The 24573-nt window shown below is 51.8% G+C and carries 21 protein-coding genes; 14 read left to right on the forward strand and 7 right to left on the reverse strand.

Going from position 1 to position 24573, the window contains the following annotated elements; genetic code table 11:
- Positions 1-420 precede the first annotated feature (420 nt).
- Positions 421-2829 carry a TonB-dependent siderophore receptor gene (locus A1332_RS14570; RefSeq protein ID WP_064009199.1) on the reverse strand — a complete coding sequence of 803 codons (2409 nt, stop codon included), beginning with the start codon at positions 2827-2829 and terminating at the stop codon, positions 421-423.
- Between the two features lie 424 nt (positions 2830-3253).
- On the opposite strand from A1332_RS14570, the gene A1332_RS14575 reads away from it, so the two are divergent.
- Together A1332_RS14575 and A1332_RS14580 are read left to right on the forward strand one after the other, a co-directional pair.
- The gene (locus A1332_RS14575; protein ID WP_064009200.1) at positions 3254-3805 is read left to right on the forward strand and encodes an RNA polymerase sigma factor; all 552 of its coding nucleotides are present in this window, start codon (positions 3254-3256) and stop codon (positions 3803-3805) included.
- Between the two features lie 90 nt (positions 3806-3895).
- On the forward strand, positions 3896-5119 hold the full coding sequence (locus A1332_RS14580; RefSeq protein ID WP_064009201.1) for a sialidase family protein: 1224 nt from the start codon (positions 3896-3898) through the stop codon (positions 5117-5119).
- Between the two features lie 275 nt (positions 5120-5394).
- Here A1332_RS14580 and A1332_RS14585 read toward each other — a convergent pair whose 3' ends face one another.
- Positions 5395-7431 carry a TonB-dependent receptor plug domain-containing protein gene (locus tag A1332_RS14585; RefSeq protein ID WP_197491469.1) on the reverse strand — a complete coding sequence of 679 codons (2037 nt, stop codon included), beginning with the start codon at positions 7429-7431 and terminating at the stop codon, positions 5395-5397.
- A 133-nt stretch (positions 7432-7564) separates the two neighbouring features.
- On the opposite strand from A1332_RS14585, the gene A1332_RS14590 reads away from it, so the two are divergent.
- The 4 genes from A1332_RS14590 to A1332_RS14605 all read left to right on the forward strand — a co-directional run bounded on the left by A1332_RS14590 (position 7565) and on the right by A1332_RS14605 (position 12263).
- The gene (locus A1332_RS14590) at positions 7565-7792 is read left to right on the forward strand and encodes a hypothetical protein (protein ID WP_064009203.1); all 228 of its coding nucleotides are present in this window, start codon (positions 7565-7567) and stop codon (positions 7790-7792) included.
- Positions 7793-8157: 365 nt separating this feature from the next.
- Positions 8158-8685, forward strand: coding sequence for an RNA polymerase sigma factor (locus A1332_RS14595; protein WP_064009204.1), 528 nt, complete (start codon positions 8158-8160; stop codon positions 8683-8685).
- A 71-nt stretch (positions 8686-8756) separates the two neighbouring features.
- Positions 8757-9737, forward strand: a complete 981-nt coding sequence (locus tag A1332_RS14600; RefSeq protein ID WP_231890305.1) for a FecR family protein — start codon at positions 8757-8759, stop codon at positions 9735-9737.
- A 156-nt stretch (positions 9738-9893) separates the two neighbouring features.
- The gene (locus A1332_RS14605) at positions 9894-12263 is read left to right on the forward strand and encodes a TonB-dependent receptor (protein ID WP_064009206.1); all 2370 of its coding nucleotides are present in this window, start codon (positions 9894-9896) and stop codon (positions 12261-12263) included.
- A 229-nt stretch (positions 12264-12492) separates the two neighbouring features.
- Here A1332_RS14605 and A1332_RS14610 read toward each other — a convergent pair whose 3' ends face one another.
- Together A1332_RS14610 and A1332_RS14615 are read right to left on the reverse strand one after the other, a co-directional pair.
- Positions 12493-12678, reverse strand: a complete 186-nt coding sequence (locus tag A1332_RS14610) for a hypothetical protein (RefSeq protein ID WP_064009207.1) — start codon at positions 12676-12678, stop codon at positions 12493-12495.
- Between the two features lie 29 nt (positions 12679-12707).
- Positions 12708-12926, reverse strand: coding sequence for a hypothetical protein (locus A1332_RS14615; RefSeq protein ID WP_064009208.1), 219 nt, complete (start codon positions 12924-12926; stop codon positions 12708-12710).
- Positions 12927-13467: 541 nt separating this feature from the next.
- On the opposite strand from A1332_RS14615, the gene A1332_RS14620 reads away from it, so the two are divergent.
- From A1332_RS14620 to A1332_RS14630, 3 genes are all read left to right on the forward strand, one after another.
- Positions 13468-13989 (forward strand): RNA polymerase sigma factor, encoded by a 522-nt coding sequence (locus tag A1332_RS14620; protein WP_231890306.1) that lies wholly within the window; start codon positions 13468-13470, stop codon positions 13987-13989.
- 110 nt (positions 13990-14099) lie between these two features.
- The gene (locus tag A1332_RS14625) at positions 14100-15056 is read left to right on the forward strand and encodes a FecR family protein (protein WP_064009210.1); all 957 of its coding nucleotides are present in this window, start codon (positions 14100-14102) and stop codon (positions 15054-15056) included.
- 98 nt (positions 15057-15154) lie between these two features.
- Entirely contained in the window at positions 15155-17515 is a 2361-nt protein-coding gene (locus A1332_RS14630) for a TonB-dependent siderophore receptor (RefSeq protein ID WP_064009211.1), read from the forward strand.
- A gap of 224 nt (positions 17516-17739) precedes the next feature.
- Here A1332_RS14630 and A1332_RS14635 read toward each other — a convergent pair whose 3' ends face one another.
- Both A1332_RS14635 and A1332_RS14640 read right to left on the reverse strand, forming a co-directional pair.
- A complete protein-coding gene (locus A1332_RS14635; protein WP_419865997.1) occupies positions 17740-18198 on the reverse strand; it encodes a GNAT family N-acetyltransferase in 459 nt (152 codons plus the stop codon).
- 77 nt (positions 18199-18275) lie between these two features.
- On the reverse strand, positions 18276-18842 hold the full coding sequence (locus A1332_RS14640) for a YceI family protein (RefSeq protein ID WP_082879704.1): 567 nt from the start codon (positions 18840-18842) through the stop codon (positions 18276-18278).
- A 106-nt stretch (positions 18843-18948) separates the two neighbouring features.
- Between A1332_RS14640 and A1332_RS14645 the strand changes: the two genes are divergently transcribed.
- From A1332_RS14645 to fdxA, 5 genes are all read left to right on the forward strand, one after another.
- Entirely contained in the window at positions 18949-19293 is a 345-nt protein-coding gene (locus tag A1332_RS14645) for a DUF2069 domain-containing protein (protein WP_064009213.1), read from the forward strand.
- An 11-nt stretch (positions 19294-19304) separates the two neighbouring features.
- Positions 19305-19997 (forward strand): DnaA regulatory inactivator Hda, encoded by a 693-nt coding sequence (gene hda / locus A1332_RS14650; RefSeq protein WP_064009214.1) that lies wholly within the window; start codon positions 19305-19307, stop codon positions 19995-19997.
- Positions 19994-20932 carry a ketopantoate reductase family protein gene (locus tag A1332_RS14655; RefSeq protein WP_064009215.1) on the forward strand — a complete coding sequence of 313 codons (939 nt, stop codon included), beginning with the start codon at positions 19994-19996 and terminating at the stop codon, positions 20930-20932. The genes hda and A1332_RS14655 overlap by 4 nt, the downstream gene beginning before the upstream one ends.
- A 220-nt stretch (positions 20933-21152) precedes the next feature.
- Complete coding sequence (gene fusA / locus A1332_RS14660; protein ID WP_064009216.1) at positions 21153-23258, forward strand: elongation factor G; 2106 nt, start codon at positions 21153-21155, stop codon at positions 23256-23258.
- Between the two features lie 149 nt (positions 23259-23407).
- Positions 23408-23731, forward strand: a complete 324-nt coding sequence (fdxA, locus tag A1332_RS14665) for a ferredoxin FdxA (protein ID WP_020484239.1) — start codon at positions 23408-23410, stop codon at positions 23729-23731.
- A 91-nt stretch (positions 23732-23822) separates the two neighbouring features.
- Here the strand turns inward: fdxA and A1332_RS14670 are convergent, their stop codons facing one another.
- Entirely contained in the window at positions 23823-24536 is a 714-nt protein-coding gene (locus A1332_RS14670; RefSeq protein ID WP_064009217.1) for a DUF3240 family protein, read from the reverse strand.
- Positions 24537-24573: the final 37 nt, after the last annotated feature.

Raw genomic sequence — 24573 nt, forward strand, 5'->3', positions numbered from 1 at the left:
AATGGCGTAAAGTGAACCGTTAACTGCGGCAAATAACATAGAAATTAAAATGGCAGCCATCAACCTTATCGAAAACCCGTTGAACCATAAGGCCTACAGAGCTTGGCATGGATATTGTTATATAAAGACCGGTGTCAGGGATGTTTAAGTTCTCTCCCCCGTGAACATGGAAAACAAGACGCCAGGGATACCTGGATAAAAGCGCGGAAAAACGCTTTTATCCAGGCAGGGACGATTCGACGCCCGCTACGCCACCTGCCTATTCCAATGATCAGTAAAAATCCAAATCAACTGGCGGTGAGCCGCAGAGCTGAAGTATCGATATGCCCGTCCTCCATTCCTTATAAAGCTCTCGCATGAAGGTATTCAAAAGGGGCTAATGGCACTACGCTATCGGCAGCGCCATCAACCAATATTGAATTAATACTCCAATTTCAAAGATCCCATTGCGGAAATAGGCGCGCCGACATTGGCTGTAGGCAACCAAGACGTTGAGCCGGTGTAGTATTCCTTATCCAGCAGATTATAGACATTGACTTGCGCCGTCAGACGCGTTTTGCCGATGGGTTGTACATAAGCCAGCATCGCATCCAGACGAGTGTACCCAGGCAATTGATAGGTGTTGGTATTGTCGCCTTCGCGCTTACCGACAACCACCCCGCCCAAACCGGCCTTAAATTGCTCGGTGAATTGGTAGGTGCCCCAAAGACTGGCTTGATGCTCAGGCACATTCAACAAACGATTGCCCTGCAAACCACTGTAATCCCTGTTATATCTGGCGTCGGTATAGGCATAGGTCGTCACCAGACTGAATGCGTCGGTTATCTGACCTTTAATATCCACTTCAATGCCCTGGCTGCGCGCTTCGCCGATCGTTTTTTGATCGGTGGGATCCGGCGTACTCAAGTCGAAGGTCATCAGATTATTTTTGGTTAAATGATAATACGCCACGGTCGACGATAGCCGTTTATCGAAAAACTCGGTTTTAAATCCGATTTCGTACTGCTCGGCCGCTTGCGGTGCAAAATTGCCGCCGGTAGCGGAACGGCCATTGTTGGTGCCGAACGATTCGACGTAGTTGCCGTACAAGGACAACCAATCCCAAGGCTGGTAAACGATACCTACGCGCGGACTGAATTTATCCTCGTGCTGCATGCTGAATCCAGCCTTGGTTTCATCCCAGGATGTACCGCCGTAGCCGCCGTAACCGGCCATGTCGTAACGCCCGCCGCCCATGATGTGCAGTTTATCCCACAAGGTAATTTGGTCTTGAAAATACACACCATACCAATCGTCGCGCGAGCGCCAAAACCAATTGGCGGGCTCGGCGCGCAGGGCCGCTAAATCGAAATTGCCGTATTGGGGATTATTGATATCGAATGTCGGGATGGTACCGTAACTAAAGTTGTTGTCCGGCGCATCCTGGTTAAAAAAGAACCAATCCCCTCCTACTAAAACATCATGCTTAACGCCGAAGGTCTGAAACTTTCCGGTTAGATCGAGACTGGTAGAGTAAGAGCGGCGGTTGCTGGTACCGAGAATGCCAAATCTATCCAGAGTATGTCCATCCGCGTTTATTTTGCTGTTGGGCGCAACGCCGCCGAATACGATGTCGGTCTCGTCCCACTGAAATTTATGCCTTAGCCCCCAGTCATCATTAAATTTGAAGCTCCAATCCGCATAAATCAGCGTAGTGTCCTGGCTGGGCTTGATGGCCGGATCGCCGGTAAATAAGGATCTGCGGTTTGTGACAGGCCTATTGCCCAATACCGGCACGCCATAATCTTCCGTGTAATTTTCATGCCGTTTCTCTATTTCGACATTAGCCTCGAAACGGTCGTTGGGCCGCCAAGTCAATTTCGGCGCAATAAATACCCGTTCATGATCAACAAAATCTCTGAACGAATTGCCTTCGTCGTAAGCGGCATTAAACCGATACAGCAGGGTTTTATCCTTATCCAGCGGCCCGGTTGCATCGACCGTAGTACGAAATTCGCTGAAAGAGCCGAATTGTTGCTGCAAGGAATAGTAAGGCACATCCAGCGCCTTTTTGGTCACGTAATTGACCATACCGCCGGGTTGCAAGCGCCCATAGAGCACGGATGCCGGACCTTTCAATACCTCGAGCTGTTCGATATTCGCTGGATCGAACTTTCCCATCGAGCGTCGGAAACCATTGCGATACATTTGGTCGTCGGAAGCAAAGCCCCGAATGATGAAGCTTTCGTACATATCCGCCGTACCGTAAGCCCGCTGCACGCCGCTGACGTTTTGCGTCAAGGCGTCCTCGATGCGAATCGCTTGCTGATCGTTCATAATCGATTTGGGGACGACCTGGATGGATACCGGGGTGTCCATAATCGCAATATCGGTTTTGGTAGCCGTTGATGCGTTCGGCACCGCATAGATTTGGCTGAAAGGATCGTTAGGGTCATATAGCTTTTTGCCAACCACATTCACCGCCGGCAGTGCCGTCGGATCCTGCTTGTAATTCAAAGCCGGTCTTTCGATCAAAATATTGCCGTTTTCTGCGACGCGGTAACTCAAACCGCTGTCACCCAACAGGCGTTGCAACGCGGCTTCCGGGGTGTAATTGCCACTGAGGCCCTTGCTTTGCAAGCCCTCCGTAATTGCCGCGTCGTAGACCAGTTGCAAGCCGCCGGATTCCGCCAAGCGATTTAGCGCGGTAGATAAAGAGCCTGCGGGGATACTGAAAGCTCGATTGGCGCTATCTGCAACCGCAGCCCCGGATAACGCCAACACAGCCCCTAAAACCAGTGCCGAAGCCTGTCCAAACAGCTCGCCGCTAAGTGTTATTTTCAACGTCATGAATTTCCCTCGATGTTGTTAAATTGTGACTATCGTTGTTTTGACGCGCGACAGACATAAAACAGGAGGTGAGAGGTGAAAATTCTTTCAGACCATTAAGATGCGCCCACCAGGAGACGCACGGGGGAACACCAGGCCCCGGCAATTTTGCGGCTATTCGAAGCATCCAGCTGACGCAACTTGCAAAATGAGCACGACAACCATGCAGACAATAAATAGGTGATATGCCACAGCAAATACGGCATATCGCCTGACTTATTACCCGTAAGCTTTACCGCCAAACTCGGCGAAGAGCAAACCAATCGGTACTTAACCCGTGGATACCCTGGCTCTCACGCACTTGCGGCGTTTACGATTGTTGTTTGGCATAAATCTGGCTTGGCATTTTGATTAAAAAATCACCACATCGGGCAAATCCCACAACATGAACTTGGACATAAGCGCGCTTTATCGCCAGCATTGCAAGGAGCTGTTGCATCACCTGCTGCGCATAGTCAAATGCCAGGAAACTGCTGAAGATCTGGTGCAAGAAAGTTATCTGATTTTGGCCCGCACCGCCAATGCCACGGCAATCGAAAACCCGCGCAGTTTTTTATATCGCACCGCTAGTAATCTGGCTCTTGATCATCTGCGCCACAATAAAATCGTCGAACGCCATCAGGAAGCCGCTCTACTCGCGGAAGAACCGCAACAGTCCGGCGCGGAAAGCGAAATTGCCAGCCAGCAATGCCGGACCTTGTTGTACCAAACCATCGCCGAACTGCCGCCGCGTTGCCGAGATGCGTTTATCCTGCATAAAATTCGCGGCCTAAGTTACCGGGAAGTGGCCGGCGTGCTGGATATTTCCGAAAGCGCGGTGGAAAAACACATTGTCAAAGGCTTGGTGCATTGTCGAAAGCAGCGGGCGCAACTGGCAATCGCGTTTCTGCCAACCCCGAGCTGCCGGCAAACGGATTACTTCAAAGCAGCCAGCTAAAGGCTGACAAGCCTTACGCCGCGCAAGTTTACAAATCAATTCCTCTCAAGTTAAAAAGATGATTTATTTCCTTCTACCCATGGTCGCCAAATGCAAACTATCAAGGACTTTTTCACCATAGTCGGCGGACTGCTGTTGCTTTTTCTAAACGCACACACCGCATTTGCCAAACCGCCGCATACGCTGCCGATGAGCGAACTGCAAATCCCGGCCAATGGTGTCAGCCAGCAGCACCATCTGGCGCAGACCGCCGCGGGCGAGTTAATCCTCAGCTGGGTGCAAACCGATGGCGGGAGCAGCACCGCTAAATTTGCCGTTCTGGAACAACAGGGCTGGAGCATGCCGTTAACGGTGGCCAAGGTCGAGGGTAAATTGGCCGACCCGCCGGTAGTGCTTGGGCTAAGCGACGGCAGCCTGGCCGCGGCCTGGATGCCGTATGTGAAGGACTCCCCGGACCGCTACGCGGCGGACATCTACCTGGCCAGATCGATAGACGGCGGTTTAAGCTGGAGCACACCGCTAAAACCTTACGGCGATGATGCGCGTATCTACGACGCGCAAATGTCTTTGGCCGCGCTACCCGATGCACGGCTGGCGCTGGTCTGGACCGACATGCGCAACGCCGGCCACGATCCGGCGGCCGATAAGAAAACCAACCGCTATCAATTGATGGCGAGCGTAATCGATAAAAACTGGCGCGCCGGCCCCGAGCTGGTGCTGGATGACGATGTCTGCTCCTGCTGCCGCAGCTATACCGACGCGCAGGGCGAGCAATTGGCCACGGTCTACCGTGATCATGCCGTCGGCGAAATTCGCGACATCAGCGCGGTGCGCTGGCAACCCGGCGGCAATCCGCAAATCACTAATGTGCATGCGGACGGTTGGGTGATAGGCGGCTGCCCCAGTAACGGACCATCCATCGATCTAACGCCAACCGCTGGCGTGGCGGCCTGGTTCACGGCCGCCGATGGTAAAGGCCGGGTGAAGGTGGCATTTTCCAGCGACAAGGGCGCACAGTTTAACCAACCTATCGAGCTGGATGCGGACGCCAGCGGCTATGCCAATGCCTTGCTACTGGACGACGGCTCGGCCTTGGTGAGTTGGCGCGGCCGCAATGGACCCGAAGATGAGTTACGAGTTGCGAAAGTGACAACTGACGGCAGAGTCAGCCGGGAAACCACACTGTATCGCGGTAGCTTCCCGAAATGGCCCAGCAAATACCTTGCGATGGCCCGCGTCGGCAAGCAAGCTTTTGTCGCCTGGACCGATCCGGTGCAGAAAAAAGTCCGCCTGGTTTCCTTGACCATCGACTGACGCGCGATTGCCGTAGACGGGGCATCGCGGCTACGGTGGTCAGCGGTCGCGACGGGCGGCGGATCACAAGAATATCCGGCCTGACCTGACTATTACCGAACTGAGGGGGTCAAATGCCTGCTGTAGCCATTGGCGTTTTCAATGCCCATTAAATTCCCGGGATTTCTACACCTGCTTTTTTTGCAACGCACTAATGAAATTGGTAATTGTCTTAGCTGCTTAGGTGTGATTAGCGATTAAAGTCGGACTTAATGGGGAACGATCGCTGGCTCTCGTCAGAATTCCAATGAAAATTTGCCGTACACGCCACGAGAAATAGCGCTAGGTACCACGAATCCAGATTCATCTGTAAATTCCAAGCGCCTATCATCCAGCAAGTTTTGCCCGACTAAGGAAATTTCCAATGATGGAAAGGGTTTCCATGCCAAGCGGGTATCGAAAGTGACCAAAGAATCAATCCGTTGTAGACTCAGAGACCTGGAAGCACGATCTAAACCCAAGGTGCTGGAAGAGCTGGCGTAACGCAGCCAAAAATCAATTGTTACATGATCAAATGGGTCAACAACGGCACGGAGCGAAAGTTTATGCTCAGGGCTCATAGCCGTTGCGCTCTGGATGGCACTGTTTACCGAGGTACTGAGGAAACTGTAATTCATATCCCAGCGCCACCAATCCGTCATTTGCCAAGTGGTTGCTGTTTCAAAACCGTAAGTACTTGCCTTGCCCAGGTTTATGAAATCAACAGGTTGAACCAGATGCAGCCCACCAGAATTAGACAGGTACGGATTGCCCAATGAAACGCTGCGCATATTGGCGTAGTCGTTATAAAAAGCCGTGATATCCAGCGATAGGTGATTAGATAGTGTGTAACGGTAGCCAAGTTCGTAAGACAATTCTACTTCGGCTTTATAGTTTGGGTTGCCGTTATTGATAATCGCGACTGGTAACGACTGCCCGCCGAGTAGGGGGATGGGCGGACTCAGCGTAACATCTTGCAGCGCATGTATGTTATGTTCAATCCGGGATGGCGTCCTGACCGCCCTGGAAAAGGACGCCCAAAATCGTTGCTGAAACGAAGGCGCCCACATCAGCTTGGCGGTTGGCTGCCCCTCAAATCCGGAATAATCGTTATGTTCGAACTTTGAGCCGATGGTGAGCCACAGAGCGTCATCGATCAGCGTGGTTTCATCCTGCAAAAAAGTGGTGACCAATTGTGTGTTTCGCCGGTTTGGCTCCACCTGAATTACTTGACTGCTTGCAAAATCATCCAGATTGGCGCGATAGCCTAACCCCCAAATTGTCGTATGGTCCGGGTGTAGCCTAAAACTATTTTGAAAGTCCACATTAAACGTGTCCAACTGTTGTTTGGAAATCAGATATTCGTCTCGTTCACTGTGATCGTAATAAAACTGCAAGCTGTATTCTGCCGTGGTGGAAAAAGTGTGGGTATAACGAGAATTAAGATTCCAACCTGAGAGATTGTTCGGGCTATTTTGAATAGATTCCCTAAAAGGCGCACTCAATGTGGGCGTAGTTAGCGTCTGTTCGACGCCACTACGGTATAAATCGCCCTGTAGGGTCAGTTCATCCTGGCGGGAGAAGCGGGTGTCGAGCCGAAAACCTCCCTGTTGTTTATCCCAACCGTCGCGGGTGCTGTTGTCGTTGTAGGCAGGTTTAAAATTATCGCGGTAAAACCCTTTGACGTATGCTCGAGCGTAAGTGTCTTGATTTAACTGCTGACCGTATCGTAGTGCACCAAAACCATTCTCTTGGCTGCCGCCACCCGCTACTAAGAGCCCGCCCTGAGTTTTGCTGGCATCTTTGCTGATAATGTTGATAACACCATTCACAGCATTTGCGCCCCACAATGTTGCCGCTGGCCCGCGAATCACCTCTATCCGATCAACGTCTTCCAGCATCACATCCTGAGCATCCCAATACACGCCGGAAAAGCCGGGATTGTAGACGCTGCGCCCGTCGACTAAGACCAGCAATTTGTTGGCAAACACACCATTAAAACCGCGGATGCTCACCCCCCATTTACTCGCATTCGCTCTGGCGACGTCCACTCCTGGCGCGAGACGCAGCACTTCCGGCACGCTAGTGGCTCCAGAACGCTTAATGTCGTCGTTACTGATGACATAGACGGCAGTCGGCACATTTGCCACCGTTTCTGCTTTTTTGGATGCCGATGTTACCCGCGTTTTTTTTGCGTTAGAAATGACATGGGCATTGAGCAAGTCGGCCATGTCCATATCGATTGCATCTTCGTGCATTTCGTCCGGCAAAACGGTTCCGGTCCAGATCAACAACAAGATACCCAACGATAAAACAGCTCGACTTGGCAACAATTTCATAATGTTGCGGTGCAATTTTCAATGACCGTTTCCGGCTTATCCATGCTGGTATTTCCAGTGGGTATAATATAAGAATGAGTGAACACGTATGGTGATTGCCCTTGGAAGCTTCGTCATCATCCAGACAGTCTGGCGCACGGAACCTGACTTAGCGTTGGAATCAGAAGCCACGTGTCACCGCTATGCACATCTGCGGATTGGCTTAAGCGTAGTCGATAGTTGGCAGTTATTGAAGATCAGGCCATACAAACCCGAACCGGACTATGCGGTTTTAGACGTACTGCATATCATCGGCTTGCGGAGTATATTTGCGTAGGCAGGACGAATCCGTTATCCAGCGGCGTCGTGACGGCAAAGTCTATCAACGAACCGCAGTGTCTCTCGGCAGCTTTGCAAAATGGCCCAGTAAGTAGCGCGCATCGGTAAACAAGCGTTTGTGGCTTGAACCAATCCGCTACAGAAAACATTAGACATCGACTAGGACCCGCCATTTGGTCGAGACTGCGTGATATGCCGTATTGCCCGGCGTTAACAGGGCATATCGCGCAGTTTGATTCAGCGCTGAACCCGTTGCCTCCTGCAACAAGCCTCGGGCGCCCAAGGCCTACAGCCACCAGCTGGTTGCTTGGCTTGCTTATTGCTGAAAGCCATATCTACCTGCCTCAGTCGCCATAGTCTTCAATGTCTAAAACTTCGCCGGGATTTCTGCACACACTGTTTCTGCAACACGCGCATGAAATGGGTGCTTTTGTACGCGGCCGCTGGCCGCGAGAACCCGATGTAAACGATATTGTGCAGGAAGCTTTTCTGCGCCTATCGCAATATCCGGAGCCGCAAACCATTCAAAATCCCAGGGCGTTTTTATTTCAGACCGCCGCCAATCTAACGGTTGACCGCCATCGCCGCCGCGAAACTCGCGAACGTTTCGATGAGCCTGACGCGGACATCGAGCATGTTGCCGACCAGCGCCTGTCGCCGGAGCATTATTGGCAAACCCATCAACAACTGGAGAAATTTGCCGCTTGGCTGGACGAATTGCCGGAATTGCGCCGTCATGCGTTTGTTCTTTACCGGATCGAAGGTTGTTCGCATGCCGAAATTGCTAAGCGCTTGGGTATTTCGGTACGTTGCTCCGAGCGTTACGTGATGCTGGCTATGCAACACATCAGTACCAAACTCACTGCCGAACCGGACCAGGATTGGTGGTAATTACCCTCTGTCCCGTCTATTACAAAGTCCGGTAAACTGTCCTTTTGATAAACACATTTAAGTCACTCAGCGTGTCCGACATTGAATCCATCAGCCCATCCGCGCGCGACCAAGCAATTGCCTGGCTGCTACGCCTACGCGATGCCCCCGCAGACGCGCAAAGCCGGCGTGCATTCGCGGCGTGGCTGGCGGTCGATCCCGCTCATCAAACGGCGTATCGGCAGGTGCAGGCACAATGGGACTGGATGGAACCATTAAAGCAACAAAACTTTCAAGCGCGCGACGCGGCATTGCTTTACCGCCCACCTCCTCATGCCTCCTCCAGACGGAAATGGCTGATTTACGGCGCAGCCGCAACCGTGTTATTGGGCGTTGGTTTTGCGATATTCTCGCCGCAAGGCTGGTACGGCCTGCCGCACAGCTACAACACGGCTAAGGGTCAAAGACAAGTGGTGGCCTTATCCGACGGTAGCGAGCTGGAATTGAATACCGATACGGAAGTGCGGGTGCATTTCAATCATGGTCAACGCCAGGTTGAGTTGATACGCGGCGAAGCGTTCTTTAAAGTCATTCACGATAACGAAAGGCCGTTTAGTGTGCAGGCCGGCAATCTCAGGGTGCGCGATATCGGCACAGCTTTTGATGTGTATAAACAAGCGGATCGGGTCAGTGTCGCAGTGCAAGAAGGCGTGGTGGAAATGGCCGGTCAGGGCGAAAGCCGCGAGCTAAAAGCCGGACAGCAATTGGCGTATGGCGACGATGAACGTTTCGTGCCGGCCACTACAAACGATATTGCGACAGCGACGGCCTGGCGCCAAGGGAAGTTGATTTTTAACGGTCGGCGGCTGGCCGAAGTGTTGGCGGAAATCGGCCGTTATCACGAAGTACAAATCCGCCTGCCCGATCCGAAACTGGCCGAGCTACGCGTCAACGGCAGCTTCCGCACCGAGCAACTGGACGGGATGTTGAACGCCGTGGCTACGCTGTTGCCGATCAGCGTCAAACGCATCGGCGAGCGGGAAATCGTCTTGGAAGCGGCGGGCAAGCGCTAATGTAGGTGCGGATTTATTCGCACGCTCCAATTCGCATCTACTCCGTTACGGAAGGCTGACGCTAACGGCGTCAGGCAAAAAATATTCAAAGGCTGGCGGCTTTTTTAAACCTCCGCGTCTATGCCCATGAACCCTACAACAATGGAGACATGGAGTATGACACTGACCATCAAACCCCTCGCCGTAGCCATCGCGCTGATCTCGGCGCCAGCCTACGCCGAGGACGGCAAACGCCACTTCGATATCCCGGCCCAGTCCTTGGCGACCGCCCTGCAACAGCTATCCGCACAATCGGGCACTGCGATGTTGTATGCGGAACAATCCGCCGCCGGCAAAACCAGCCCGGCCCTGCAAGGCGAGTACACGCTAGAGGACGCGATCCGCAGACTACTGATCGGCAGCGGTTTGATTCACAGCATCAATGCCGACGGCACGGTGACATTGAAACCTGGCGATGGTAGCAGCGCTACTACATTGGGGGCGGTGACAGTGGTGGGTAAAGCTTTATATGAGACTGATCCATATAGCTCCGATTACCAACGATTGAGCTCCTCAACTGCGACAAAAACCGACACTCCGATAATGCAAACTCCCATGTCGATCAAAGTGGTGCCGCAGCAAGTTTTGAAGGATCAGCAAGTCATTTCAATCGACCAGGCGTTGCGCAATGTCAGTGGTGTGATTGGTGGCTCTGACGCAAATCGTGAGTTTTTTGTGCGCGGTTTCAGCACCTACAATTACTACCGCGATGGTTTTCCGTTCATTAGCAACTGGTTTCATACTGAGGACTTAGCCAACATTGATCGCGTCGAAGTCTTGAAAGGTCCCGGCTCCATCCTTTATGGCCGAGCTGAACCGGGTGGCATCATTAACTTTGTCACCAAGCAGCCGTTAGACACTCCTTATTACAGCGTACGCCAGCAATTCGGCTCGTACAGCCATTATCGGACTGACATTGACGCCACTGGACCTTTAACCGAGAACAAGGATTTGGCGTATCGCGTCAATTTTGCTTACCAAGCCAATGACTCGATCACCGAATTTTCAGGTGGCGAGCGCGTTTTCGCTGCTCCGATGCTGCGCTGGCGCATTTCGGACAAAACCACCTCCACGGTGAAGCTGGAATATAGTGACATTAAAACTAATGCAACCAATCCGCTATTACTGAACCCGGATGGCTCCCAACAAGGTTTTACAACCCGCCGGCAAAACCTCAATGATCCTTGGGGCTACACGGAAGACGAATACTTGATGTTTTCGATGAATACCGAACATGACTTTAACGACAACTGGAGGTTGCGCCATCGTTTCAATGCCAGCTTCATGCAGGAGACCATTCGCAATATTACCGCCAGCGGCGCGGTGGACCCACTAACCGGTGACGTCGGACGGTTTTTCTTCCAGCAAAATGCCGATGGTCGAGACTATATGAATAATTTCTATAACTCCTTGGAGTTGACCGGCAAATTTCAAACTGGCGCGGTCAAACATACCTTGGTCATCGGTGGTGATTACCAGAGAACCGATGCCAGAGCAACCATGGGGCCGGTTTTCGGCCTTGGCGGCAGCAATATTTACAACCCCGCGCATTTAGCGGAAATCCCGGCGATTCCATCGTATAACACCTTCAGATACGAACAGCCGTGGTTCGGGGTTTACGCGCAAGATCAGGCTGAGTTGCCTTATCACATTCATATACTGGGCGGCCTGCGCTACGACTATGCAGAAACCAGCGGCGATACCCATTACGCGGTTTTTGGCGGTAGCAAAAGCAAGGATCTGCTGGTCAACGAAGATAAAGTTTCTCCGCGTGCTGGTGTGCTGTGGCATCCACTGCGTGAGCTTTCGTTGTACGGTAGCTATACCGAAAACTTCGGCGCAGCCAATTCCTATAAAGACAACGGAATCGCGTTGCCACCGCAAACCGCAGATCAATGGGAAACCGGGATAAAGACGGAATTGTTTGATGGTCACTTTACCGGCTCCCTGACCTATTACGATCTGAAAAAGCAAAATTTACCTATGCAGCCGTGTCAGGGCTGTCCCTCACAAGCAATTGGCGAAGCCGAAACTCGCGGTCTGGAGTTAGATATTAGCGGCGAAGTCTGGCCGGGCTTGAAATTGATCGGCGCGTACTCCTATATGCCCTTCGCGCAAACCATCAAAGACAGCGTCGGTAGTGACAAAATTGGTAAGCGTCTGCATAACGTGCCTGAGAACAGCGGTAACTTGTGGCTAACTTATGACTTTCAACAGTCCGAACTGCAAGGTCTTAAAGTCGGAGCAGGGATTCAGGCAGTTGGTCGTCGGTATATTGGCTACAGTGAAGCCATAAAAACCCCAGGTTACGCCACGTTAAATCTTATGGTCAGCCAAATGTGGAAAGTGGGGCAAACCCATGTTACTGCGCAATTGAACGCCGATAATCTGCTAGACAAGACATACCTCGGCGGAGTGTACGCTTATGGTATGGGCTTGTATGGCATGCCTCGGACATTTGTTGGTTCGATTAAAGTAGAGTTTTAATCGCAAAATCCTAGTCTACTTCACTGATTAATCTAACAATGCCGCGAAGCGGAGCTAGGAGGCGGTAGATGGCGGGGTTTTCCCGTCGTTTATCGCCGGAGAGGCTAGCTAGGCTCTCTAGTCTAAGTCGATATCGTATTCACTGGGGTTCAACAGATAAAATCAGTACTTTTTGCAATTCTTTCGGATACTCAAAATCCAAGTGATTCGCCTGTAAGATTTCTAGAGCCTAAACCTGCTCTACCCTAAACCCATTCATATCCCGGTTATCGACCCGGTCGTAAATATCTTCCACCGACAGAGTCAAGCCTATTGATTCGAAGGTCACTTGGTCGCCGAGAAAATAGTATTCCGACAGCCAGTGCTTGCTGCGGCGCAGAACCTGTACCGAGATGATGTCCTGCTCGATCAACACTTACTCCTGCACGGACGGCAGATTGATATTTAGCGTAACAATTTGGTAGTGGCGTCAGATTTTCGACTGAAGCGCGACAGCACTTCCGCGAAAATCACCGGCGAGGTGGAAAAAATTTCGTCGCGGGCCATTTTACTGTAATCCACCGACACATCAGGATGAACAAAGTCCTTACCCATCCGCTCCTGGATGTCGGTCGTGAAAGTCGCGCAAGGCGTGCCTTTCAGATGATTTCTAAATTCGCCCATCGATATAGTCGCGTTTCACGTCAGCGCATGGTTCCGTTGCCGATATTCCTCCTCGCACAGATAAAAACCCTCGTGCTCTAGTTGTAACGCCATCTCTCAATCTCGTCGATTACTTTTCTACCTTCGCGATGTTGTTGGGGCCCGGCTTGGGAATACAAGGGGAGTTCTCGGCTAACGGTACCGGGATGGCTAGCTGCTTACTTGGGTTTTTATTATGCCGCGCTCAGCAATATTCTGAAATCGAGAATGCGGCCAGGGCTGTGTGATTTGGCGTGTCTACAAGCGATTTTGCGTGATTTGCCGCACCGGGTTTCGCGAAAATCCTCGCCCTCCAAACATAAGTCGCACCTTTACGGGCAGTTCAAGCAATTGTTTTCAAAAGATGTAATCGCATTCAAAACCTATCTATCAATTTGAGTTCGACCGGATGGAATGCTTTTTGCGCGGTATTGCGTTCGTTCAACACCACCAAACCGGGATTGGTCCGGCAAGGGTTCATGCCTTGCTAGACCTTTAACTCTTTCGTCATCGAGACTTGTTAGTGCCTAAATCCAAACCATCGCTGTTTGATCGGCTGTTTCAACGGCATAGCCATGAGCTCCGGGCCTTTGCCGGCCTGCGCGGCGGCAATGAGTTTGCCGAGGATTTGGTGCAGGAAGCGTATTTGCGCTTGATGCAACATCCCGAACCGGAGTCGATCGACAATGCCAGAGCCTTTCTGTACCGCACGATTGCCAATCTCAGTGTCGATCAACACCGCCGCCAGAGTGTTCGGGACCGTTTTCATGTGGAAACCGGCGACGACCAGACGCTGCATGACATAACGGCAGCCGAGCCGCTGCCCGAGGATCGCTTGGCCTCGGAACAGGAACTGCAATCCTTGAACCGCATTTTATTGGAACTGCCGGAGACTACCCGCAACGCCTTCGTGCTGTTCCGGCTGGAAGGGCTGTCGCACAAGGAAATCGGCCATCGGCTGGGGATTTCCGAACGCAATTCCGTCAGGCTGGTCGGCATTGCCGCGCAGCATGTGCTGTTGCGCTTCGACTCTGCGCATGACTAAGTTCATGGCTTGTGGTTTTTTTCATCGTTTCTTATGCCGGATTTTAAATGTCGGGTGGCTTAAAGGATAGAATGCCTGTGCTTAGCGCAACCCATCGCCCCCTTTTTAACATGCCCAAGACCGAAGCCTCGTCCGATCTGCAACAGCAAGCCATAGAGTGGATTCTGCGGCTGGATTCGGCTGCCTGCACGTCAGCGGAGCGCCAGGCCTTCCAGGAATGGCTAGCGCAAGGCGAGGACCGGCAACGCATTTACCGGCAATTGGCCGATAAATGGCGCAAATTGGATCGTTTCAAGGGCGGGGATTTTCCGGTGCGCCAACAAGCCTTAAGTTACCGCCCCCCGCGCAAGCGTCTGCGCCGTTTTACCGAACTGGCGCTGGCCGCTTGTTTGTTGCTGGGTTTGGGCGTGGGCACTTTCTCGGAACAGGGCTGGTACGGTCATCGCAGCCGTTACGTGACCGAACGCGGCGACCGCCAGACTGTACAACTGGCCGATGGCTCGCGCCTGGACCTGAGTGGCGATACCGAGTTGAATTTGCGGATCAACCGTTGGCGGCGCTCGGTGGAGCTGGTCAAGGGCGAGGCATTTTTTAGTGTGACTCATAATCCGCAACAACCCTTCGAGGTCAAGGCCGGTAACGGCACTATTGTCGACATCGGCACGCAATTCGACGTAAAGGTGCAAAACCGGCAGGTAGCCGTTGCGGTGGTGGAAGGCGCCGTTAAAGTAGAAACCAAGGGCAGTCGAGACATCAACGCCAATCAAGTACTCAGCTACGATTCACAAGGCAATTTTTTGGAAAACCCGGACAAACCGGCCAACCTCACTGCCTGGCTGCGCGGTCAACTGGTGTTCGAAAACCGCCGGTTGGGCGAAGTGTTAAGCGAACTGGAACGCTTTCACGACACGCGTTTGACCTTGGCCGACCCAAGCCTGGCCAAGCTGAAGGTCAGCGGTACCTTCCATATCGGTAATCTCGACGGCGCGTTGAATATTATCGCGATGACTTTGCCGGTCAATATTCAGCGGCCAGCGCCGGGGCAGGCGCTATTGGTCAGACGCTGACCTCCGATAGCCCCCCGCTCGTCTTCCCGAATAAATTTTGGCGTCTTTTTCGGCTTGGTGCGTTTCATTCTGAAAACCCACGCAAAAGGAGAAGATGGATGAAGTTTTTAACACAACCGCTATTGTTCGGCGCCTTGTTGGCCTCAGCCTGCGAAGTGCGGGCAACCGAAACCACCTACAGCTTTGACATCCCGGCCCAGGAATTGGCGGCGGCGCTGCCGAAACTGGCAGCGCAATCCGGCATACAAATTTTTTACGCTCACGATAGCGTGGCCGGCCACAGCGGACCGGCGTTACGAGGCACGATGACGCTAAACGAGGCGCTGAGTAAACTGCTGTCGGCCAGCGGCCTGAGCTTTGCGATTGCCGGCGACGGTTCGGTATCGATCAAGGCGGCGGGCAAGGACGCGACGATGTTGCAACCGGTGAACGTCATCGGTCAGACGGTTTACGACGCCACCGATCCCTACAATACCGATTACAACCGCCCCAACGCCACGACCGCCACCAAGACCGATACCCCGATCATGGAAACGCCGATTTCCATACAAGTTGTTCCCAAAGCCGTGCTGGCGGACAAACAGGCGATGACCTTACCGGATGCGGTCAACGGCCATGTCAGCGGCGTATTGGGGCGCACGGGTGGAGGATTCTTGTATGACAACTTTATCATTCGTGGCTTGGCCGGCTCCGGCTTTGGCGATGCCTACCGCAACGGTTTGTTCAATCGTCAGGATATTTACGACATCGCCAACATCGAGCAGATTGAAGTGCTAAAAGGCCCGGCGGCGGTATTGTATGGTCGCATCGAGCCCGGCGGCTTGGTTAACTATGTCACCAAGAAACCGCGCGATACACCCTATTATTCTCTGCAACAGCAGTTTGGCTCTTACGACCAATACCGTACCTTGATTGATGCAACCGGCCCGATTAATGACGACAAGACGCTACTGTATCGGCTTAATGGTTCCTACACGGACAATCAATCGTTCCGGGAATTTGTCGGCAATGAGCGGTTTTTCGTGGCGCCGGTGGTTACTTGGCGACCGAACGAAAAATTCGAGACCAATCTCGAACTGGAATATAAACATGATCGCTTGAACGCTGATTACGGCATTCCCGCCGTTAACGGACGCCCGGCCCCAATCCCGATCACCCGCACGCTGAAGGACGGCCCGCAGCGGCAATTGATGGAAAGTACGCTAGTCGGTTACGACTGGACCTACCGTTTCAACGACGATTGGAAAATCACCCAACGCTATTTGTTTAAAGATTGGTCGCTGAGCGGTCCGACGCTCTACAATTATTTAGGCTTACAGGACGACCAGCGCAGCCTGAATCGTATCGCCACCACCGGCGTGCAAGATGTGATGACCCATTCCGGCAACATCGATTTGAACGGTAAGTTCGAATTCCTGGGCAGCAAACACAATCTATTGATCGGGGTAGACGGCTTTTACGCCACAACAGAATCACATGATGCAGATGGTCCAGCACCTGCCATCGATATTTATAACCCTATTTACGGACAAGTCGATTTTGCGGCGTTGACGAACGAAAATGCGTTTTTCTATCGCAAAGAATCTTGGGTGGGCGCCTATATTCAAGACCAGATCACCTTGTTCGATAAGCTGCATATCTTGCTGGGCGGCCGCTACGACAATGTGACGACAGGCGAGAAATTCACCCCAGAGTCCTTGGCTGCGGCGAAAGCGGGACGCGTTGAGAAAGAAGACGATGCGTTTAGTCCCCGAGCCGGCGTGCTTTACCAAGCACAAGATTGGTTGTCGGTCTACGGTAGTTACACCGAGTCCTTTAGTGCCAACAACGGCGTGAGCGCCAGCGGCGCAAGCTTCGACCCGCAGGAGGGCCAGCAACACGAAGTCGGCATCAAAACGCAATCGCAAGACAAGCGGTTTTCTTCGACCTTGGCATTTTTCCATTTGACCAAAAGCAATCTGCTCACCGACGACCCGAACCAAGCCGACCCTCAATTCCAGATTCTAGCCGGAAAAATCAGAAGCAAAGGCATAGAACTGGATCTGGCCGGGCAAGTCACCGATCAATTCCATCTGCTGGCGACCTATGCGTATACCCAGGTCAATTACATCGAGGAATTCAGTGGTTTGCGAGGCAATCGCCTGGAGAATGTGCCCAGGCATCAAGGTAGTTTGTGGGGTACTTGGCAATTTAATGAAGCGTTTAAGGCCGGTTTGGGGGTGGTGGCTATTGGCAGCCGTCCAGGGGACTCAAACAATACCTTCACCCTGCCCGGTTATGCGCGATTGGATGCGATGGCGGCCTATACGCATCGCATAGGGCAGCACAAACTGACCGCCCAGTTAAACATCAATAATCTGTTAGACAAGGAATATTACGCGAATACGGACGGCGGCAGCCTTGGCGCCATCCCCGGCTATCCGATCAATGTACTGGGTTCGTTGAAATACGAGTTCTAAAACGCGAGTCTCTTAGGATTGGGTTACGCGCTATCGCGCTAACCCGCCTTCATCATTCCCTCGCCGACGATGGACTCAAAAGTCACCGCATCGCCCAAAAAAACATCATAGCCCGCCGTTTTCCTGCAATCCACGGATACTCGGGATAAATATAATCCTTGCCCATCCGCACTTTGGCCTCGACCATCAGGGCGTACTTTTTTTGGGCAATGTGGCACTGACATTCAAAAAACCAAGCGCATGGGCAACATCTCCGACGCCCTGAAGCCCTGTCGCCGGTAAAAGTGCTGAGCATGCAGGTTATCGGCGTCGGTCAACAAGCTAAGCCGGCGACAACCATTTTGCCGGGCAAACTCCACCGCGTGCTCCAGCAACAGGCTACCCACGCCTTGCCCGCGGACATCACTTAACACGATCATGTCTTCCAGCCAGGCCACCCGCTCGCCCAGCGCGGTGGAGACTGTGTAGAGCAGATTAACCATACCCACAATTTGGCTGTCATGGCGCGCTACAAAAATATGACCGATGTTCGGGTCGGTAATGATGCGCGTCAATCCCCGACTCTGCGCCTCATAATCCGGCCGAAACTCTGCTTCTTGACTGAATAGTTCGCTCAACAGATGGCAAAGCGCCGGGATGTCGGCAGGGCTAGCCAGGCTTATTTCCACTTCTATCTCCCGTATCCGACCAAGGGTTTAAAGTGCACTGTTCAGCACATTGGTAAAGAGTTGTTTCCGCATAGCTCAAACCACTTGGCAACTTAATCCTTAACTGCTTCAACCTGAATGAGTACCTTTACCTCGTCGCCCACCGCCGGCACATATTTGTCGATGCCAAACTCCGAACGTTTTATCGTGCCAACCGCATCGGCGCCGCAGGTGTACTTTAATCTGATGACATTCATCCCGCAGTAAAAGCGTTCGACATTCAAGTGTACGGGCTTGCTGATCCCATGCAAGGTCAAAATGCCATCAGCACCGACCAGTTTCTCACCTTGAAAACTGAGTTTGTCGGATTTGAAGGTCATCGCCGGATACTGCGTGCTATCGAAAAAGTCTTTGCCACGTAAATGCTCTTCCAACTCCGCCAAACCGGTACTGATAGACGCAGTGTTGACGCTGATGTCTATGCTGCCTTTACCCGCCGCGGCATCCAATGTCACTTTACCGCTGGTTTCGTTAAAACGGCCGCGTTGCGTGGAAAAACCCAAATGGCTGATTTCAAAGCTGGGGAAGGTGTGATGGCTATCGATGGTATAACTATCGGCGGCCAGCACGCTAAAACTTAAGAGACAGGCGGCGGTTGCGGTACTCAGTTTTCTAATCATGATCATCTCCTTTGCGGGTTAAAAAGCGAGCGGCACTGCATTATTGCAGAGACTTTGTGATAATAGATCAGCTTTAACTCTATCACTCTGGCCATTTGCCGCTCTCATGCAACGAATCTATTACTATTACGCGGCCTTGATCGGCTTTTTCGGCCTGTTTTTGTTAATGATGGCTTGGCATACGCTATTGTCGCCATCGAACAAATTGCCAACCGCATTGCTATTGTTAATCTCGGCCGGACCGTTATTACTGCCGTTTAAAGGCTTATTGAACCGCAACCTGAAAAGCTGCACCTGGATGAGTTATTTGAGCCTGCCGTATTTTGCGCATGGCGCCGCCGAAGCCTATGTCAATCAAATAGAACGGCCTTATGCGCTGCTGGAAGTATTGTTCAGTCTACTGCTGTGCTTCGGCGCTGGCCTGTATGTCTACAAAGCGGAAAAAGCCTGAGCATAATCGGCATGCAAGTTCCCTTACAATTCGAGTTTCAGAACGATCAGACCTTTGCCAGTTTTTTTCCAGGCAATAACGCCGAAATCGTCACTCAGTTGCAGGCCTTAGCCACAAACGGCCAGGAGCAACAGATTTTTATCTGGGGCGATGCCGGTAGCGGTAAGAGCCATTTATTGCAGGCCTGTTGTCAGCAAGCCAAGCTGGTGGGTAAAGATCCGTTTTATCTGGCATTTGACGCCGACAACTTGCCGGCGCCGACCTTGTTGGAAGGTCTGGAAGACCTAGAGCTGGTCTGTTTCGACAATATTCAAACGCTTGCCGACCACAGCGACTGGGAACACGCGCTGTTCGCTTTTTATAATACCCATCGGCAGAACAATCATAAATTGCTGCTGACCGCCGATTGTCCACCGAAGTTTTTAAGTTTTGCCTTGCCCGACCTGAAAACCCGGATGGCGTGGGGGCTGACCTTAAAAATTCAGCCCTTGCGCGATGATCAGTTAATCGAGGCACTGACTTATAAAGCCCATTTTCTGGGCTTCGACATTCCGCCGGCGGTAGGGCGGTTTTTGTTGAATCATTACGTTCACGATTTAGCGGCGCTATGGCTGCTCCTAGACAAAATCGACCGCGCCACCCTGGCCGCGCAACGCAAATTAACCATTCCGTTTTTAAAGCAGATTCTGGCTGACGAAACATGAACAACAAGGTATTGATCGTGGGTGCCGGCGCCATCGGCGGGTTTTATGGCGGATTGTTAGCCAAGGCCGGCGCCGATGTATCGGTAGTGTGCCGCTCCGATTATGATGCAGTCAAACACTACGGCTACCGCATCGACAGTTGCGCCTTGGGCAATTGGCAATTCATGCCAAACCAGGTTTTACGCCACGCATCTGAGTATCAAGGTCAACCGGATTACTTGATTCTATGTACCAAGGTCACCGCAGACATCGATCGAGTTGCGCTGATTCGTGATGCTGTAGCGCCGCACACGGCGATTGTGCTGATTCAGAATGGCGTCGAAATCGAACAAGAGCTGCAACAGGCGTTTCCGAACAACCTGTTAATCAGCGGCTTGGCGTTTATCTGCTGCAACCGACTTGCTCCCGGCGAGATTAGCCACCTGGCTTACGGCAAGTTGATCCTGGGTAATCTGTCTGATGGCCATGAACCTAAAGCGCTGTATTTGCGCGACTTGTTCCTGAGAGCCGGCATCGAATGCGAGATCAGTGATGACATAATTGCCAGCCGCTGGCAAAAGTGCGTCTGGAATGCGCCGTTCAATCCGCTATCGGTACTGTCTGGTGGACTGGCAACTCAGGCGATATTGCAGAATCAGGAAAATTTTGTTCGCCGGGTTATGCAGGAAGTCTTTAGTATTGCCGAGGCTTGCGGCCATCCGCTACCGGCCAATATTGTCGAAAATCATATTGCCCTGACCCGTGATATGCCACCCTACAAAACCAGCATGCTGCTGGATTTCGAACGTGGACACACAATGGAAACCGAGGCCATTCTCGGCAACGCGGTGCGCGCCGCCCAGCGGCAAGGTGTAGACTGTCCCTGCCTGCAATCGCTTTACGTACTGATGCAACTCCGGGAGTTGCAAATCCGTTCCAATAGCCTACTTAACTAATTCACACAATTGACATTCTGCTTTTTGTTATTTTTCGGTTAGAATGTGAAGATTTTCATTGACCTTGTCTTTGAAGAAGCCGTGTGAATTTCGCCTCAGACCCTTGCAAAGCGAAGACCGGCCGCATATTTCGCTAGACTAGCAGCTATGTGATCCACAACCAACCGTGGCAATGGTGCTGGGGTTTAAAAGTTTTTATGTCCATTTTTAGAGTATAACCATGACTGATCTATCGCTTTACAGAAACATCGGCATCTTCGCTCACGTCGATGCCGGTAAAACCACTACCACCGAGCGGATTTTGAAGCTGACCGGAAAAATCCACAAAATCGGCGAAGTGCACGATGGCGCGGCGACTACAGACTTCATGGTGCAGGAGCAAGAACGCGGCATCACCATTCAATCGGCCGCAACCACCTGTTTTTGGCCGGGCAGCACCAACCAATTTCAACCGCATCGTTTCAATATCATCGACACCCCTGGGCACGTTGACTTTACTATCGAAGTTTATCGTTCCTTGAAAGTGCTGGACGGCGGCGTAGGTGTATTCTGCGGTTCCGGCGGTGTAGAGCCACAATCCGAAACCAACTGGCGTTATGCGAACGACTCCAAAGTCTCTCGCGTCATCTACGTCAACAAACTGGACAGAATGGGTGCCGACTTCTACCGCGTCGTTAAACAGGTCGAACAAGTATTGGGCGCGAAACCGGTTGTAATGACTCTGCCTATCGGCGAAGAAGAAAATTTTGTCGGCGTGGTCGATTTGCTGACTCGCAAAGCCTGGGTGTGGGATAACTCCGGCGACCCATTGAAATACGAAATTAAAGACGTCCCTGCGGATATGGCAGAGCAAGTCGAAGAATGGCGCGCGAAATTGATCGACCAAGTGGCTGATCAAGACGACGACATCATGGAAAAATATCTGGAAGGTGAAGAGCCTACCGTCGAAGAAATCAAACATTGCATCCGCAAAGGCACCATCGCAATGGATTTCTTCCCGACTTTCTGCGGCTCGTCTTTCAAAAATAAAGGTGTGCAATTGGTACTGGACGGCGTTATCGAGTATTTGCCGAACCCAACCGAAGTCAACCCGCAACCCGAGACCGACCTGGAAGGCGTACCTACTGGCGAACACGCGATTGTCGATGCCGACCGCCCATTGCGCGCACTGGTTTTCAAAATCATGGACGACCGTTTCGGCGCCTTGAACTTTGTCCGCATTTACTCAGGCCGCATCAAAAAAGGCGACACCCTGTTAAACACCTTTACCGGTAAAACCGAGCGTATCGGCCGGATGGTGGAAATGCACGCCGACGACCGCAACGAGATCGAAACCGCGCAAGCCGGCGACATCGTAGCCTTGATTGGTCTGAAAAACGTACAAACCGGTCATACCTTGTGCGACCCGGACCAACCAGCTACTCTGGAACCGATGGTATTCCCAGATCCCGTTATCTCGATTGCGATTTCGCCTAAAGACAAAGGCAGCAACGAGAAAATGGGTATCGCGATCGGCAAGATGGTTCAAGAAGATCCGTCATTCCGCGTCGAAACCGACCAAGAATCCGGCGAAACCATCATCAAAGGGATGGGCGAGTTGCATCTGGACATCAAAGTCGACATTTTGCGCCGTACCCATGGTGTAGATGTCAACGTGGGTAAACCACAGGTGGCTTACCGCGAAACCATTACCCAACGCATCGAAGACAGCTACACCCACAAAAAGCAATCGGGTGGTTCCGGTCAATACGCGAAAATCGATTATGTGATCGAGCCAGGCGAGCCAGGCAGCGGTTTTGTTTTTGAATCACAGGTTACCGGCGGTAACGTACCTCGCGAATACTGGCCAGCTGTTGAAAAAGGCTTTAAAGCCAGTATCGACAAAGGTGTGTTGGCAGGCTTCCCATGCTTGGACTTCAAAGTAATCCTGACCGACGGTGGCTTCCACGCGGTTGACTCGTCATCTATCGCATTCGAAATCGCTGCTCGCGCCGCGTATCGTCAATCGATCCCGAAAGGTAATCCGCAATTGCTGGAACCGATCATGAAAGTTGACGTATTCACACCGGATGCACACGTCGGTGACGTGATCGGTGACTTGAACCGTCGCCGTGGCATGATCAAATCCCAAGATGCAGGCATTACCGGTGTACGTATCAAAGCCGACGTACCATTGAGCGACATGTTTGGTTACATCGGCGATTTGCGCACCATGACGTCAGGTCGCGGCCAGTTCTCCATGGAGTTCTCGCACTACACGGCTTGCCCTCGCAACGTCGCGGAAGAAGTGATCAAAGAAGTTAAAGAACGTAACAAAGACAAATAAGCATCATATGGGCCGACCTTGTTCGGCCCTTACTCTGCTTAATATTGCCGATCAGTCACCTGCCGCGTTAAGCGGCAGGTGCATTTTTAACCATACAGTTTCCGCCATGTACGGAAACTTGTTCATTTACCTAACCTTGGAAGAACAATATGGCTTTTGTAATCACCGAAAACTGCATCAAATGCAAATTTACCGACTGTGTTGACGTATGCCCCGTCGATTGCTTTCATGAAGGTCCCAATTTTCTGGTCATAGACCCTGACGAATGTATCGATTGCACACTGTGTGAACCCGAATGCCCAGCCAACGCCATCCACGCGGAAGACGAGCTACCCGAAGGTCAAGAGCACTTCGCGGCACTGAACGCGGAACTGGCCAAACAGTGGCCTATCATTACGGAAGTGAAAGACTCTCTGCCGGACGCCGACGAATGGAACGGCAAACCCGGTAAACTTGCGTTATTGGAAAAGTAAGAACTGTCATTATCTAATGCAATACCGAACCCATACCCTTCCTAACCGAAAGGGTATGGGTTCAACCCATCGTTAAAGCACCCGCTTAGAACTAGATTTCACCCTTTTCGACCACCGGCATGATCCAGTAATGGATACCGGATCCGGCAAATTCGGACTTCAATTTTTCAAGCAAGGCGGAAATAGCCATTTTCTCGGCATAAATCTGAAAGCGCGCGGTTTGCTGATCGGCATCGTCGGCTTCGGTAAGAAATTTGGTGATTTTGTGCTCGCCTGTATCGCTATTAAGCAGCTCTTCCTCAAAACTGATCAGGCACTCCATCATCGGCCCTTCCATGACGGGCGGTACGATAAATGAAATGGAGAATTGTTGATGATGGACAGTTCTGAAAAAATCGTCTTCGCTGTTAAAACGATCAGACGCATTTTTGATCACTTGCAGATATTTACCGCGCCTGCGGTCGCCCTTGCGCTTTTCGATAATATCGGCAGACACCGGGGTCTGATTTTGGCGCGGATCGTTGTACCAACTACGATGGTAATAAGGCCTAACCACCACCATTCTGCCGTTAAAGCGCCGATTTTTTAAACCTTTAATAACTCTTTGCACGGATAGTTCGGAATCCAGCGTTACCACCCCGTGGTATTCGATAGTGCCTATGCGGGTATCCTGTAAGGCCAGAATCTCCACATCGACTATACGGCCGGATTTTCTGAACAAGCCACTTTTCAAAGCAGGGGCCACAAATTCGGAAATTTCAGTATGCCTGGTATTAGCAGGAATTCGTCGCAAAAAAATGTTCATAGGGCTATGTGTGGCAAGAAAAATAGCTCATTCAAAA

Source organism: Methylomonas methanica (assembly GCF_001644035.1).
Lineage (GTDB): Bacteria > Pseudomonadota > Gammaproteobacteria > Methylococcales > Methylomonadaceae > Methylomonas > Methylomonas methanica_A.